Origin of the sequence: Tabrizicola oligotrophica, from assembly GCF_011008935.1 — a bacterium.
In the GTDB taxonomy this organism is placed as follows: Bacteria; Pseudomonadota; Alphaproteobacteria; order Rhodobacterales; family Rhodobacteraceae; genus Tabrizicola_A; species Tabrizicola_A oligotrophica.
Map to the genome: position 1 here is coordinate 380,290 of NZ_JAAIVJ010000002.1, position 13,820 is coordinate 394,109.

Genomic DNA, 13,820 nt, shown 5'->3' on the forward strand with positions numbered 1-13,820 from the left:
CGGCTGAGGTTGGTCGTCAGATCGAAGACCGGATCAGAACTCGGCTGCCGGGCAGGTGTTGTCCGCCATGTAGTCGTGGACGACGACTTCGCCCGACTTGATCTTGGCAGCGGCCTCGTCAACGGTGGCCTGCATTTCCGGGGTCACCAGCGCGGCGTTGTGTTCGTCCATGGCATAGCCGACGCCGTCATTGGCCAGACCCATGACGTTGATGCCGGGGGTCAGGTTTTCGCCTTCCTTCAATGCCTCGTAAACGGCATTGTCGACGCGCTTCAGCATCGAGGTCAGCACCGAACCGGGCTGGATGTAGTTCTGATTGGAATCGACGCCGATCGACAGGATGCCCTCGTCCTTGGCCGCCTGCAGCACGCCCATGCCGGTGCCGCCGGCTGCGGCAAACACCACATCCGCGCCCTGGGCCTTCTGTGCCTTGGTCAGTTCGGCGCCCTTCACCGGGTCATTCCAGGCTTCCGGGGTGGTGCCGGTCATGTTCGAGATGAACTTGATGTCGGGGTTCACCGCCTTGGCACCCTGGGCATAACCGCAGCCGAATTTGCGGATCAGCGGAATGTCCATGCCGCCCACAAAGCCGACAGTGCCGGTCTTGGAGGCCAGCGCGGCCATCATGCCGACGAGGTAGGAGCCCTCATGCTCGTTGAACACCACCGATTTGACGTTCGGCGCATCGACGACCATGTCGATGATGGCAAACTTGGTGTCCGGGTATTCCGGGGCGATCTTGCCCAGCACGTCGCCCCACATGAAGCCGACCATGACCACCGGGTTCACGCCCTCTTCGGCGAACTGGCGCAGCACCTGTTCGCGCTGGGCGTTGTCCTTGATCTCGAACTCCTTGTAGGCGGTGCCGGTTTCGGCTTTCCACTTCTCGGCCCCGTTGTAGGCGGCTTCGTTGAAGGACTTGTCGAACTTGCCGCCCATGTCGAAGATCACGGCGGGATCGGCAAAGGCCGCGCCGGCCATCAGGGCCAAGGTCGCGCCTGCGCCGAGCAGGTGTTTCATCAGGGTCATGGATCGCTCTCCCGGTTAAGACTGTTCACGCCCCTCCATCTTGTCCGCAAGGCGCGGGCGCGGAAGGATCGTCGACAGTTTAGGTCGGAAGGCCGTCAAAGGGTCAACAGGAATCTGTGAAGTGCCGCTGCGGCTTTGGTTTTCGCCGCTTTGCTGACCAGTTGGCGGAAAATTGGTCTCAAGATGGTTTGGTCAAGGATCTGACCAAGATCAGTGCATCCTCCGAGCCGCCTGCGGGGCTGTGATAATAGCCGCGCCGGCGCCCGGCCTCGGCAAAGCCCATGGCGTGGTAAAGCGCCTGCGCGGCGAGATTTGACGCGGCAACTTCCAGAAAGGCCGAATCGGCCCCGCGGGCGGCGGCTTCGTCCAGAAAGCCCTGCATCAGCCGTCGGCCAAGCCCGTTGCGGCGCAGCGCCTGCGCGACCGCGATGGTCAGAAGCTCGGCCTCGCCGGCAACGGCGCGGCCCAGCAAAAGCCCGCCGTCCTCGGTCAGCGCGAAGCACAGCGGACTGGACAGCAGGTCGGCGAACTCGGCCTCGGTCCAGGGGCGCGGGGTGGTGAAACAGGCCGCATGCAGCCGGGCCATTTCGGCGGGGGACAGGGGCCGCGTCATCCCGGCAAAAGCACCGGCGGCGGGTCCGACGGCGGGGCGGCATCCGCGCCGCGCAGGTAGAACGGAGCCGGCCGGGGCTGCGGCAGGCTGCGGGCAGCGGCGATCTCGGCAATCGCCTGCGCCAACGGCAGGGCGGGGGGCAAGGCCGCGGGGCCGGCGGCGTCGCCAGTCAGATGGGGCGTACGGGCAGTGGCCGGCACCTGGACCGCATCGAGCAGGCAGGCGTCCGTCGCGTCAGGGCCAAAGACCTGCAGATAGACTGCGCCGCGCCGGGCATCCTCGATCACGGTCAGCGGCCGGGGCAACCCGTGGGCAAGCGCCTCCAGCCGGGTCACGCCCAAAGCCGGAACGCCAAGCGCCAGCGCCAGCCCGCGCGCGGCGGCAACGGAAATCCGCACCCCGGTAAAATTCCCCGGCCCGGTGCCGACTGCGATCCGCGTCAGATCGCCAAAGCCGATCCCCGCCTCGTCCAGCATCTCTTGCAGCAGCGGCATCAGCCGTTCGGCCTGCCCCTTGTCCATGGCTTCAAGCCGGTTCAGCACGCGGCCATCCGGCAAAAGCAAAGCGGCGGCGCAATGCGCCGCCGATGTGTCGAATGCCAGAACCGTCTCAGGCCGCAACAGGGCGTACCTCGGTCACTTCCGGGATGTAGTGGCGCAAAAGGTTCTCGATGCCCATCTTCAGGGTCAGCGTCGAAGAGGGGCAACCAGCGCAAGCGCCCTTCATGTGCAGATAGACCACCCCGCGGTCAAAGCCGTGGAAGGTGATGTCGCCCCCATCCTGCGCCACGGCGGGCCGTACGCGGGTGTCGAGAAGTTCCTTGATCTGCTTGACGATGTCGCTGTCCGGCCCGTCATGGGCCTGATGCGCGGCAGCCTGCTCGCCGGTCATCACCGGCTGGCCGGATTGGTAATGCTCCATGATCGCGCCAAGGATCGCGGGCTTGATATGGCCCCAGTCCACGGCTTCGGCCTTGGTCACCGTCACGAAATCGGTGCCGAAAAACACGCCCGTCACGCCGCCAACCGCGAAGATCCGGGTGGCCAGCGGCGATTTGCCTGCCTGATCGGCGCTAGGAAAATCGGCGGTACCGACATCAAGCACGGCCTGACCGGGCAGGAATTTCAGCGTGGCCGGGTTCGGCGTCGATTCTGTCTGGATGAACATCTGCGTATCTCCGACTGTTCAAGTCGGATATGCGCTCCGGGGGGCGCGGAGTCAAGGTTTGGCCCGGCCAAAGACCAGTCAGTCCTGTGCGACGTAATAGCCGAAATGGGCTTCCAGCGCTTCGATCAAAGGGTTGCCGGGCAGGGTGCCCCGCAAGGGGGGTGTGCGGACCGGCAGATCGGCAGCGAGGGTCGAGAAATAGGCCAGGCCGGGAACTTCAACGGGTTGCGCGGAATTGGCGGGAATGGAGCGGATGTGAAGGGCCATGAAAAGCCTCCTTGAGACGATCTCCCTCGTCCCCAAGATAAGGCAGCAATGCGCTTGCGGCAATGGGAGTTTCGCGCCCGCAGCATTCCGGTGCTGCATGGCCGGCCTGCGCGCTGTGCCGCAGCACTGGTGCGCTGGCGCTCAGGTGATGCTTTCCAGCCGTTCCTTGCTCATCTCGCCCGGTACGATGGTGATCGGAATGGGCAGGCTGCCGGAATTGCGCGACATCTGCGTCACCAATGGGCCGGGACCGGATTTGTCGGTGCCCGCCCCAAGCACCAGAACGCCGATTTCCGGGTCTTCGCGCACTTGGGCCAGAATTTCGGCGGCCGGGTCGCCTTCGCGGATCACAAGCTCGGGGTTGACGCCCTTCTTGTCCCGCATCCATTTGGCGAAAACCTCGAAATGCGCCTCGATCCGCTCGCGCGCTTCGGCCCGCATCAGGTCAGCGACGCCGATCCAGCCCTGAAAGTCTTCAGGCCGCAGGATCGACAGGATCTGCACGCCCCCCCCGGTATGAGAGGCGCGCAATGCGGCAAAGCGCATGGCATTCAGGCATTCGCGACTGTCGTCAAGGACGACGAGAAACTTGCGCATAATCTCTCCCCTTCCAGTCGAGTATTGCCGAAGGGACGGAGTCTGGCAAGTCTTGCCAAAACGGCCATCCCCGCTCCGCGCCGGAGTTTGAAAAACTCCGGACCGGAAAATGCACATTTTCCGGTCCGATTTCTGTGCAGAAATCGGCGCCTCAGCGGTTCGAGGCTGCCCAATCCCAGTAAAGCGCGCGGGCGCGGCTGGCCGTGGCGTGCGATTTGTAATGCACGTCGTCGAACTGGCTCACCCGGCTGACCTTGTTGAAGTTTCCGGTCAGGAACACTTCGTCCGCATCGCGCACCTCGTCAAAGGTGATGACCTTTTCCACCACCTCGACGCCATCGGCCCGCAGGTTCTTGATGTGGCGGGCGCGGGTCAGGCCGGCAAGGAAAGTGCCATTTGCAATGGGTGTGAGGGCCACGCCATCCTTGACGATGAACACATTGGCCGTTGCCGTCTCGGCCACGTTGCCATTGGCGTCGGCCACCAGCGCATTCTGAAAGCCCTTGCGGCGCGCTTCGGCGATCATGCGGTAATTGTTGGGGTAAAGGCAGCCGGCCTTGGCGTTGGTGACGTTGTCAGCCAGCACCGGGCGGCGAAAGCTCGTCGTGGTCAGCGTTGTGGTGTTGTCGAGGGCCGACATCGGGATTTCTTCCAGACACAGCGCAAAGCCGGTGTAGTCCCGGTGCGGGCCAAGGCCATAGCCGTCGTCCTCCTGCCCCCAATACATCGGGCGGACATAAAGCGCGGCGTTCTTGTCATAAAGCTTGAAGCCCTCGCGGGCGATGCCCTCGATCTCTTGTGCGGCCATCGTCGGCGTCAGCAGCATCGCCTCGGCAGAACGGTTCACGCGGGCGCAGTGCAGGTCAAGATCGGGCGCCATGCCGTCGAAATAGCGCGCTCCGTCAAACACGGTCGAGCCAAGCCAGGCCCCGTGGTCTGCGGCGCGCATGACGGGGATGTTGCCCTCATGCCATTTGCCTTCGAAAAACGTGCGAATGTTGGTGCCCGATGCCATGAATGCCTCCTGATCTGGCACGGAGTTAAGCAGGACTGCGGAGCGCGCGAAAGGGGCGGCGGGCAGGATGCCGGAAAGCGGCCCGCTTGCCCGTCAGCCTGCCGGGCAGGCCGCGCATTTTGCCGGCCAAGTCAAAAAGAAGCCCCCGGATTTGCCGGGGGCGAAGAGGGGACAGACGAAGCTCGGGGTGAGCTTCGCCCTGTACTATGCCGGGGATATGACTCGATTCCGTGACAGCCGCCGGACAAGCTGGGCAATTTGCCCACCCTGCACGGACCGACGCCGGCACGCGCTACGCGACACCGCAGGGCGGGCTTCCAGCGCCCCCATCCCCTCACAAAGGAACGCCCCCGGCGGGCGGGGGCGCAAGAGGGGGCAGATGACCTCCGGGGGGGCTTCGGCCCGCAGCTTGAGGCGGGAGCGAAACGATTCCGTGGCAGTCGGGGTCAGGGGCCGGTTGCGACCCGCCCGCTTCGCCACGAAGCCCCTTACCCGCGCGAGCGGATCATGCCCAGAATGTCATAGACCTGATCCACGATCGGACGGGCGATCGCCTCGGCGCGCTCGGCGCCCTTGCCCAGGATGCGGTCAATCTCGGCGGGGTCTTTCATCAGCCGGTTCATCTCGGTGGTAATCGGCGACAGTTTCGCCACCGCCAGATCGGCCAGCGCCGGCTTGAATGTGCCGAATTGCGCACCCGCGAAATCACCGATGACCTGGTCCACCGTATGCCCGGCAAGTGCGGCGTAGATGTTCACAAGGTTCCGCGCCTCGGGGCGATCCTTCAGGCCGTCGACGGTTTCCGGCAGCGGCTCGGGGTCAGTCTTGGCCTTGCGGATCTTGGCGGCGATCTGGTCGGCATCGTCGGTCAGGTTGATGCGGCTTTGATCCGAGGGGTCGGATTTCGACATCTTCTTGGTGCCGTCGCGCAGGGACATCACGCGGGTCGCGGCGCCTTCGATGATCGGTTCCACCACCGGGAAGAAATCGACCTTGAAGTCATTGTTGAACTTGATCGCAATGTCGCGGGTCAGCTCCAGGTGCTGTTTCTGGTCCTCGCCCACCGGAACCATGGTGGCGTGATAGGCCATGATGTCGGCCGCCATCAGCGAGGGATAGGCGAAAAGGCCAAGGCTGGCGGCTTCGGCATGTTTGCCGGCCTTGTCCTTCCACTGAGTCATGCGGCCCATCCAGCCCATGCGGGCGACACAGTTGAAGATCCAACCCAGCTCGGCATGGGCCGTCACCTGCGACTGGTTGAACAGGATCGAGCGCGCGGGGTCGATGCCGGCGGCGATGAAGGCGGCCGCGCCCTCGCGGGTCTGCTGGCGCAGCTTGTCGGGGTCTTGCCAGACGGTGATGGCGTGCAGATCGACGAGGCAATAGATCGTCTCGATCCCCTCATCCTGCTTTTCAACGAACCGCTTCAGCGCTCCGAGATAATTTCCAAGCGTCAAGCCGCCCGAAGGCTGGATGCCGGAAAAAATGCGGGGCTTGAATTGGGTCTGAGGCGTTTGGACCGGCTCGGACATCGGGGACTCCATCTGGAAAATTCTGCCGCTTCGGCTTATCGCTCGGGGCAGGGGGCGTCAATGAACCCCGCTGGAGAGATCGATGCAAGACCACAACGCCCCGCCCCTGAACCCGCTGCCGCCGGTGGTCTGGGCGCTTGCCCTGCCGATGATCGCGCTCGAGATCGTGTTGCAGATCGGCGAGGCGGGGATTGCCGGTGGACCCGAGGCCGTGGGTTGGCGGATCGAGGCGATCACCAAGGCGGCTTTCGTGCCGGATCTCTGGCGCGAGATGTGGTCGCTGGACAGCTTTCCGGCCGAACACATGGCGCGGTTCATCGCCTATCCCTTTGTGCATGGCAATCTGACCCATACTGCCTTTGCGGTGGTGATCCTTCTGGCCCTTGGCAAGTTCGTCGGCGAGGTGCTGCGGTTCTGGGCCGTGCTGGCGGCGTTCTTTGGCGCCGCCGTCGCCGGGGCGCTGGCCTACGGGCTGGTCGCCTCGCGCGTGCCGCTGTTCGGGGCCTATCCGGGGGACTACGGCCTTGTCGGGGCCTTCACCTATCTGATGTGGTTGCGCCTTGCCGGGTCGGGGCGCGAATACCGGGCGTTTTCGATGATCGGGTTGCTGATGGTGGCGCAACTGATCTTCGGGGTGTTCTTCGGAGGCGGCATGGATTGGGTTGCCGACCTTGCCGGGTTCGCGGCGGGGTTTGCCATCACCATTCTTGTGGTGCCCGGCGGCATTCCCCGGCTGATGGACCGCCTGCGTCAGCGCTGACGGCGCAGGCCCTTCACTTCGTCCAGCCTGAAGGCGTCAAGGGCGAAACCGCTGGCGAAATAGCTGACAATGCCAAAGCCGATCAGCCCGGTCAGCGCGAAATAGCGCCAGCCCGGCGATTGCAGCCAAGGTTGAAGCAGCATTGCCCCGGCCCAGATCACCGCGACCATCGCCGCGCAGGCCATAAGGATGCGCGGCAGGCGGATGAGAAGCCGGTCATCGAAGCGCGCCTCCGGCCCCATGGCACGGGCGCCCCACCAAAGCTGTCCGACCATGATCCAGGCCGAAAGCGTGGTGGCCAGCGCGGCGGCGGCAAAGCCGATGAAGGGCAACAGCCCGATGGCAATCGCGGCATTGGTCACCATCGACCAGACGGCATAGCGGAACGGCCGCCGGGTGTCCTCGCGGGCGAAGAACAAGGGTTGCAGCACCTTTTGCAGCACGAAGGCCGGCAGGCCCGCGGCATAGATCGCCAGCGCCAGCGCGGTGTTCGCCGTGGCATGGGCGTCAAAGGCGCCGCGCTGGTAGATCACCTCGATGATCGGATGGGCCAGCACCATCAGCCCCATGGCCGAGGGCAGCGTCAGTGCCAGCGCAAACTCGGCGCCGCGGTTGAAGGCATTCTGACCGCCAACCGCATCGCCTGCGGACAGGCGGCGGGCAAGCTCCGGCAACAGGACAGTGCCGACTGCAATCGCCACTACGCCCAAGGGCAATTGGTAAAGGTGGTCGGCATAGACCAGCCAGGAAATCGCGCCCTCGGTGCCCGAGGCGACCTGCCGCGATACCAGCAGGTTGATCTGCACCACCCCGCCCGCCAGCATCGCCGGCAGCGCGGTAATCATCAGGCGCTTGAGGTCCGGCGTCATGTGCGGCAGGCGGAAATGCGGCACAAACCCGATCCGCACGGCTGCCCGCCATGTGAAGGCCAGTTGTGCGATGCCGGTAACCGGCACGGTCCAGACCAGCGTCGTGCCCATGTCCCAGCCCATCAGTACCGCCAGCCACATCGCGGCAATGAAGACAAGGTTCATCAGCACCGGCACGAAACCGGCCTCGGCAAAGCGGCCATGGGCGTTCAGCACGCCTGCCAGCATGGCGAACAGCGAGATGAAGAAGATGTAGCAAAAGGTGATGCGGCCGAAGCTGACGGCAAGGTCAAAGCGCGCATCGCCCACAAAGCCCGAGGCCATGGCCCACACCAGCCCCGGCATCGCCAGCGTGCCAAGCAGTACCAAGGCCAGCAGCACGGCAGAGAGGCCGGCAAAGGCATCTTGCGCGAAGGTCTCGGCATCCTCGCCCGATTGCAGCTTCTTGGCATAGATCGGCACGAAGGCCTGATTGAAGGCGCCTTCGGCAAAGAAGCGGCGGAACATGTTGGGCAGGCTGAAGGCGACGTTGAAGGCATCGGCCACCACGCCGGCGCCAAGGTAATTGGCCATCATCAGGTCGCGCGCCAGCCCAGCCCCGCGCGACACCAGCGTCCACAGGCCCAAGGTCAGGATATTGCGGATCATCCGTCCCGCGCCGCTCATGCGCTGGCCCTTTCGGCGCCCTCGGTGATGGCCTGTCGCAGCTTCTTTTCCAGGGCTTCCTGCCGCGATTTGGCGTGCAGTTTCAGCCCGAACATGTCCTTGACATAGAAAGTGTCCACCACCTGCGCACCATAGGTGGCGATCACGGCGCTGGAAATCTGCATGTTGTTCACGGCGAGCGTGCGGGTCAGGTCAAACAGCAGGCCGGGACGGTCGCGGGTGTCGACCTCGATGATGGTGTAGATTTCCGAGCCTTCGTTGTCGAAGGTGACATGGGTTGGAAAGCGGAACTCCTTTTCCCGCTTCTTCACCTTGTCGCGCCCCGCCAGCGCCTCGCGCGCCACGACCTCGCCCTTCAGTGTCTTGTCGATCATCTGCGTCAGGCGCGGCAGGCGTTCCACGTCATAGGGCTTGCCCTCGGCGTCCTGAATCCAGAACACCGGCGTCGCATAGCCGTCCTTGGACGTGTAGGTCTTGGCATCCACCACATTCGCGCCCACCAGCGCCAAAGACCCGGCCAACCGGCTGAAGATGCCGGGGTGATCGACCAGTGCAAAGGCCGCGCGGGTGGCGTCGCGTGCCGGTTCCGGGTGCAGGTCGATGCGGATCTCGTTGTCTGGCAGGCCGTGCAACAGCCGGGCAAAGACTTCTTGGGTTTCGGTCGTCAGGCCCTGCCAGTAGGGCGCGTAATGCCGGCCGCATTCATGCCGGATCGCCGCCTCGTCCCAGTCGGTCAGCCGCGCCCGCAGCGCCGCCTTGGCTTCATCCTCGCGCTTCTCGCGGTTGATATGCTCCAGCCCGCCTTCCAGCGCATCGGTGGTCAGCCCATGAAGCTGGCGCAGCAGCATGGCCTTCCAGTTGTTCCAGGTGTTCGGCCCGACGCCGCGGATGTCGCAGACCGTCAGCACCGTCAGCAGGTCGAGCCGCTTGCGCGTCTTCACCGCCTTGGCAAAATCGCGCACCGTGCGCGGGTCGCCGATGTCGCGCTTCTGTGCCATGTCCGACATCAGCAGGTGATAGCGCACCAGCCATTCGACGGTCTCGCATTCTTCCTCGTCCAGCCCGAGCCGCGGCGCGATCCGCCGCGCCAGCTGTGCGCCGATGATCGAATGGTCCTCGGGCCGGCCCTTGCCGATGTCATGCAAGAGCAGCGCGACATAAAGCACCCGCCGGTTCACCCCCGCCTTCAGGATCGAGGACGACAGCGGCAGGTCTTCGACCAGTTCCTCCCGCTCGATCTGCGCCAGCGTCGAGATGGTCTGGATGATGTGTTCGTCCACCGTATAGTGGTGGTAGACGTTGAACTGCATCATCGCCACGATGTTCTCGAACTCGGGGATGAAGGCTGCCAGAACCCCAAGCTCGTTCATCCGCCGCAGGGCGCGCTCGGGGTTGCCGTGCTTCAGCATCAGATCCAGAAAGATCCGCTGCGCCTCGGGGTCGTCGCGCATCTCGTCGTCGATCAGATCGAGATTGGCGGCAATCAGCCGCATGATGTTGGGGTGCAACAGATAGCCCGAGCGCAGCGCCTCCTCGAAGGCGCGCAAGAGGTTCAGCTTGTCCGACAGGAACTTGCCGGCATCGGCCACGTCGATCCGGCCCTGCACCAGCTTGTAGCCCCTGGCCACGGTCTTGCGGGTGAAGAACCCTTTCAGCCGGGCCTCGGGCTTGGCGTGGCGGGCTTCCAGCTCGGTCAGGAACACCCGGGTCAACTCGCCGACGCGCGTGGCGTGGCGGAAATAATCCTGCATGAAATGCTCAACCGCCCGGCGCCCGCCCGCATCGCGATAGCCCATGCGCGCGGCCACTTCGACCTGCATGTCGAAAGTCAGCTGATCGACCGGCCGGCCGGCGATGTAATGCAGATGGCAGCGCGCGGCCCAGAGGAAATTTTCCGCCCGCTCGAACTGGGCATATTCCTCGGCCGTCAGCAGCCCCGCCCCGACCAGCCCCGCCGAGGAAGGCACGCGGTGCAGATACTTGCCGATCCAGTAGAGCGTCTGCAGATCGCGCAGCCCGCCCTTGGCCTCCTTGACGTTCGGCTCCAGCACATAGCGCTGGCCGCCCTGCCGCTTGTGGCGCTCGGCCCGTTCGGCCAGCTTGGCCTCGATGAACTCGCGGCCCGTGGTCTTGAACAGATCGGACCACAGCCTGTCGCCCAGCTCGGCTGCCAAGGGGGCGTGGCCGGCGATGAAGCGGTGTTCCAGCAGCGCGGTGCGAATGGTGATGTCCTCGCGCCCCAGCCGCAGGCAATCGGCGACGGTGCGGCTGGAATGGCCGACCTTCAGCTTCAGATCCCACAGGATGTAGAGCATGGATTCGATCACCGCCTCGGCCCAGGGGGTGATCTTCCACGGCGTCAGGAACAGCAGGTCCACATCGGAATGCGGCGCCATCTCGGCCCGGCCATAGCCGCCCACAGCCAGCACGGCGATGCGCTCGGCCTCGGTCGGGTTCGGCAGCGGATGCAGGTGTTGCGCGACGGCAAGGGCGGTCTCGACCAGCCCGTCGGTCAACCGGGCCTGCGCCGCCACCAAGGCGCGGGCGCTGAGCGGCGAGGCGGTGAACGCCGCGGCAAGGGCCGTGTTGCTGCTGGCCTTCGCCGTCGCAAGATGCCGCACGGCCACGGCGCGTGCCGCCCGCGGCTCGGTGTCCGCCGTCAGATCGGCCCTGATTGCAGCGATCAGGGCGGCGGTGTCGACATGCGCGGACGGCGGCACCAGCGGATCCACTGCCGGGGGCTGCGAGGCGGGCAAATCGCTCATCTCCTCAACCCCGGCAATCGTGATCAGAGGCCGGCGCCGGCAAAGCTGCGCGGCGCGGAATCGACGATCGTGGCCTGCCCGCCCTTGATCTGGGCAATCGCCAGACCGCGCTCGTTCTGACCATCCTCGCGCAGCCGGAAGATGCCATTGACGCCGACAAATCCCGCCCCTTGCGTCAGCGCGGCCTTGGTCAGCGGGCCGCTCTGGCCGGTCCGGGCCAGCGCGCCAACCGCCGCGATGCCGTCATAGGCAAGGCCCGCGATCGGATGCGGCCCTTCGCCATAGGCGGCGCTGTAGCGGCTCTGGAACTGGGCATAAAGCGCGGGGTCGGGCAGGGCGAACCAGCCCCCCTGGACGCCGGGCAGGCCCAGCGTGGCGGTGGGAATGTCCCAGCGGGTCAGACCGATGAACTGGGCATCAGCCGAAGACAGGCCATTGTCGGCCAGCAGCTGGGTGACCAGCGGCAGCGCACCCGCGCTGTCGGCGGTCAGGAAGATCGACTGCGCCCCGGTCTCCCGCGCGGTCCGGACGATGGTCGGCGCCGCCCCGACGACGCCATTTTGCGAGAATTCATAGCTGCCGACCGCAACCACCGAACCGCCCGCCGCGCGCACACCGCGGTCGATGGCGGCCTTGCCCAGCTCTCCGGCGGTGTTGCGGTCGTGGACGACCATGATCTTGCCCTTGCCCTGGCGCACGGCATAGGCGGCAAGACGGCTTGCCGTGTTGTCGAACGTCGAGCCGAGCACGAAGACGTTGTTGCCCGCGATGTCGGGATTGTTGGAAAACGACAGCAGGTTGACGCCGGATGCAGCGACAGCGACGCCTGCGGAATTGGCCTCCTGGGCGAAAACCGGCCCGAGGATGACCTGCGCGCCCTCGGCCACGGCCTTCTGGGCCTCGGCGGCCGCCAGCGCCGGCGAGCCGGCAGTGTTGTAGACCCGCAGATCGATCTGGACGCCCTTCAGGTCGGCAATGGCAAGCCGCGCCGCGTTCTCAAGGCTCTGGGCCAGGACTGCGTCGCTGGCCTGACCTGACCCGCCCGGCACCAGCAATGCCACCTGAACCTTGCCGCTGCCACTGCCCGTCGAAGGCCCGGGTCCGGTGCCCGGCACGCAGGCCGAAACGGCAAGTGCGGTGGCGAGGATGGCAAATCGGCCCAATGACTTGCGGGCCCGGCGCAAAACAGACAACATCAGTGAATTCCCCACCAGACAGGATTGGCTACATGAAGGCCGAACCTAAGGCCTTCGTGCCGGGAAGTAAACGCAAAGAGGACGGGGCAGGCCATGGCAGGCGGCAATTCGGCGTATCAGCTCAGCCCGCTCGCGCCCGGGCTTTATCTGGTGGCAACGCCCATCGGAACGGCGCGTGACATCACGCTTCGGGCGCTCGATGTGCTGGCTTCAGCCGATGTCCTGGCGGCTGAGGATACCCGAACCTTGCGGCACCTGATGGAGATCCATGGCATTCCACTTGGGGACCGGCCTCTGATCGCCTGCCACGACCACAACGAGGCGCAGGTCAGCCCGCGCGTGCTGCAGGCCATCGCGGCGGGAAAATCGGTCGCCTATGCCTCCGAGGCCGGAACGCCAATGGTGTCGGACCCCGGCTTTCCGCTTGCCCGCGCAGTGATCGCCGAAGGCCTGACCGTCACCTCGGCCCCCGGCCCCTCGGCCGCGATCTGCGCCCTGACGGTTGCGGGCCTGCCCACCGACCGCTTCCTGTTCGCGGGCTTTGCCCCAAGCCAGAAATCCGCCCGCCGCAGCTTCCTGCAAGAGCTTGCGCCCATCGCCTCGACGCTGGTGCTGTATGAAAGCCCGAAGCGGATTAACCAAATATTGGAAGATTGCTGCGAGATTCTGGGGGAAGGGCGCAAGATGGCCCTCTGCCGCGAACTCACCAAGCGATTCGAAGAGGTGATCCGCGGCACAGTTGCCGAGGTGCGGCAGGTCTGCGCAGGGCGTGACTTGAAAGGCGAAATCGTGCTCGTGATCGGGCGCGGCGAAAAGGCTGCGGCGGATGCAGCCACGGTGGAGGCGGCTTTGGACAGGGCTCTGGCCAGCATGACGGTCAAGGATGCCGCGGCGGCGGTGGCCGAGGCGTTCAACCTGCCGCGACGTGAGGTGTATCAGATGGCTTTGGCACGGGGGAAGGCATGAGCGGGGCAAGATCCTATTACGCGGGGCTGGCGGCGGAACACCTTGTCGAACAGGTCTATGAGCGGACCGGTCGGCAGATCTGTGCCCGGCGATGGCGCGGTTCGGCGGGTGAGATTGACCTTGTGGCGCGCGACGGGGCCGAGGTGATCTTCATCGAAGTCAAGCAAAGCAAGACCCATGCCATGGCCGCCGAACATCTGACCGAACGCCAGATGGCGCGCATTTACGGCGCCGCGTCCGAATTCATCGGGGGTGAACCCGCGGGGCAATTGACGCCGGTGCGTTTTGACGTGGCCTTGGTGGACGGGCAGGGCCGGATCGAAATTCTGGAAAACGCCTTCGCGGCCTGAGGGGTTTGCAACTCCGCTGGTCATGCGC

Annotated in this window: 14 protein-coding genes; 3 read left to right on the forward strand and 11 right to left on the reverse strand. The window is 65.2% G+C overall.

Features of this window, described 5'->3' with window-relative positions:
* Nucleotides 1-33: 33 nt before the first annotated feature.
* From G4Z14_RS05925 to trpS, 8 genes are all read right to left on the reverse strand, one after another.
* Nucleotides 34-1,029: a BMP family lipoprotein gene (locus G4Z14_RS05925; RefSeq protein ID WP_164623863.1), complete on the reverse strand. Its 996-nt coding sequence runs from the start codon at nt 1,027-1,029 to the stop codon at nt 34-36.
* A gap of 178 nt (nt 1,030-1,207) precedes the next feature.
* On the reverse strand, nt 1,208-1,615 hold the full coding sequence (rimI, locus tag G4Z14_RS05930) for a ribosomal protein S18-alanine N-acetyltransferase (RefSeq protein ID WP_265331848.1): 408 nt from the start codon (nt 1,613-1,615) through the stop codon (nt 1,208-1,210).
* A 23-nt stretch (nt 1,616-1,638) separates the two neighbouring features.
* Nucleotides 1,639-2,262, reverse strand: coding sequence for a tRNA (adenosine(37)-N6)-threonylcarbamoyltransferase complex dimerization subunit type 1 TsaB (gene tsaB / locus G4Z14_RS05935; protein ID WP_164623865.1), 624 nt, complete (start codon nt 2,260-2,262; stop codon nt 1,639-1,641).
* Nucleotides 2,252-2,809 (reverse strand): NifU family protein, encoded by a 558-nt coding sequence (locus G4Z14_RS05940; RefSeq protein WP_164623866.1) that lies wholly within the window; start codon nt 2,807-2,809, stop codon nt 2,252-2,254. The genes tsaB and G4Z14_RS05940 overlap by 11 nt, the downstream gene beginning before the upstream one ends.
* Nucleotides 2,810-2,887: 78 nt before the next feature.
* On the reverse strand, nt 2,888-3,076 hold the full coding sequence (locus G4Z14_RS05945; RefSeq protein ID WP_164623867.1) for a hypothetical protein: 189 nt from the start codon (nt 3,074-3,076) through the stop codon (nt 2,888-2,890).
* A 141-nt stretch (nt 3,077-3,217) separates the two neighbouring features.
* Complete coding sequence (locus tag G4Z14_RS05950) at nt 3,218-3,673, reverse strand: universal stress protein (RefSeq protein ID WP_164623868.1); 456 nt, start codon at nt 3,671-3,673, stop codon at nt 3,218-3,220.
* Between the two features lie 151 nt (nt 3,674-3,824).
* Complete coding sequence (locus G4Z14_RS05955; RefSeq protein WP_164623869.1) at nt 3,825-4,688, reverse strand: branched-chain amino acid aminotransferase; 864 nt, start codon at nt 4,686-4,688, stop codon at nt 3,825-3,827.
* 488 nt (nt 4,689-5,176) lie between these two features.
* Nucleotides 5,177-6,220, reverse strand: coding sequence for a tryptophan--tRNA ligase (gene trpS / locus G4Z14_RS05960; protein ID WP_164623870.1), 1,044 nt, complete (start codon nt 6,218-6,220; stop codon nt 5,177-5,179).
* 82 nt (nt 6,221-6,302) lie between these two features.
* Between trpS and G4Z14_RS05965 the strand changes: the two genes are divergently transcribed.
* Complete coding sequence (locus G4Z14_RS05965) at nt 6,303-6,980, forward strand: rhomboid family intramembrane serine protease (RefSeq protein ID WP_164623871.1); 678 nt, start codon at nt 6,303-6,305, stop codon at nt 6,978-6,980.
* Here G4Z14_RS05965 and murJ read toward each other — a convergent pair.
* The 3 genes from murJ to G4Z14_RS05980 are packed head-to-tail and all read right to left on the reverse strand — an operon-like array spanning nt 6,971 to nt 12,476.
* Nucleotides 6,971-8,515, reverse strand: coding sequence for a murein biosynthesis integral membrane protein MurJ (murJ, locus tag G4Z14_RS05970; RefSeq protein ID WP_164623872.1), 1,545 nt, complete (start codon nt 8,513-8,515; stop codon nt 6,971-6,973). The genes G4Z14_RS05965 and murJ overlap by 10 nt on opposite strands.
* Nucleotides 8,512-11,280, reverse strand: a complete 2,769-nt coding sequence (locus G4Z14_RS05975) for a [protein-PII] uridylyltransferase (RefSeq protein WP_164623873.1) — start codon at nt 11,278-11,280, stop codon at nt 8,512-8,514. The genes murJ and G4Z14_RS05975 overlap by 4 nt, the downstream gene beginning before the upstream one ends.
* Nucleotides 11,281-11,303: 23 nt before the next feature.
* Nucleotides 11,304-12,476 carry a penicillin-binding protein activator gene (locus tag G4Z14_RS05980; protein ID WP_164623874.1) on the reverse strand — a complete coding sequence of 391 codons (1,173 nt, stop codon included), beginning with the start codon at nt 12,474-12,476 and terminating at the stop codon, nt 11,304-11,306.
* 93 nt (nt 12,477-12,569) lie between these two features.
* Here G4Z14_RS05980 and rsmI point away from each other — a divergent pair, with 93 nt between their 5' ends.
* Both rsmI and G4Z14_RS05990 read left to right on the forward strand, forming a co-directional pair.
* Nucleotides 12,570-13,442, forward strand: a complete 873-nt coding sequence (rsmI, locus tag G4Z14_RS05985) for a 16S rRNA (cytidine(1402)-2'-O)-methyltransferase (protein ID WP_164623875.1) — start codon at nt 12,570-12,572, stop codon at nt 13,440-13,442.
* Nucleotides 13,439-13,792 carry a YraN family protein gene (locus G4Z14_RS05990; protein ID WP_164623876.1) on the forward strand — a complete coding sequence of 118 codons (354 nt, stop codon included), beginning with the start codon at nt 13,439-13,441 and terminating at the stop codon, nt 13,790-13,792. Before rsmI ends, G4Z14_RS05990 begins: the two co-directional genes overlap by 4 nt.
* Nucleotides 13,793-13,820 lie beyond the last annotated feature (28 nt).

What these genes read in the sequence shown, in the direction of transcription:
- G4Z14_RS05925 (WP_164623863.1), bottom strand. Translation starts at nt 1,029, where the DNA reads ATGACCCTGATGAAACACCTGCTCGGCGCAGGCGCGACCTTGGCCCTG.
- rimI (WP_265331848.1), bottom strand. Translation starts at nt 1,615, where the DNA reads ATGGCCCGGCTGCATGCGGCCTGTTTCACCACCCCGCGCCCCTGGACC.
- G4Z14_RS05940 (WP_164623866.1), bottom strand. Translation starts at nt 2,809, where the DNA reads ATGTTCATCCAGACAGAATCGACGCCGAACCCGGCCACGCTGAAATTC.
- G4Z14_RS05945 (WP_164623867.1), bottom strand. Translation starts at nt 3,076, where the DNA reads ATGGCCCTTCACATCCGCTCCATTCCCGCCAATTCCGCGCAACCCGTT.
- G4Z14_RS05950 (WP_164623868.1), bottom strand. Translation starts at nt 3,673, where the DNA reads ATGCGCAAGTTTCTCGTCGTCCTTGACGACAGTCGCGAATGCCTGAAT.
- G4Z14_RS05955 (WP_164623869.1), bottom strand. Translation starts at nt 4,688, where the DNA reads ATGGCATCGGGCACCAACATTCGCACGTTTTTCGAAGGCAAATGGCAT.
- trpS (WP_164623870.1), bottom strand. Translation starts at nt 6,220, where the DNA reads ATGTCCGAGCCGGTCCAAACGCCTCAGACCCAATTCAAGCCCCGCATT.
- G4Z14_RS05965 (WP_164623871.1), top strand. Translation starts at nt 6,303, where the DNA reads ATGCAAGACCACAACGCCCCGCCCCTGAACCCGCTGCCGCCGGTGGTC.
- murJ (WP_164623872.1), bottom strand. Translation starts at nt 8,515, where the DNA reads ATGAGCGGCGCGGGACGGATGATCCGCAATATCCTGACCTTGGGCCTG.
- G4Z14_RS05975 (WP_164623873.1), bottom strand. Translation starts at nt 11,280, where the DNA reads ATGAGCGATTTGCCCGCCTCGCAGCCCCCGGCAGTGGATCCGCTGGTG.
- G4Z14_RS05980 (WP_164623874.1), bottom strand. Translation starts at nt 12,476, where the DNA reads ATGTTGTCTGTTTTGCGCCGGGCCCGCAAGTCATTGGGCCGATTTGCC.
- rsmI (WP_164623875.1), top strand. Translation starts at nt 12,570, where the DNA reads ATGGCAGGCGGCAATTCGGCGTATCAGCTCAGCCCGCTCGCGCCCGGG.
- G4Z14_RS05990 (WP_164623876.1), top strand. Translation starts at nt 13,439, where the DNA reads ATGAGCGGGGCAAGATCCTATTACGCGGGGCTGGCGGCGGAACACCTT.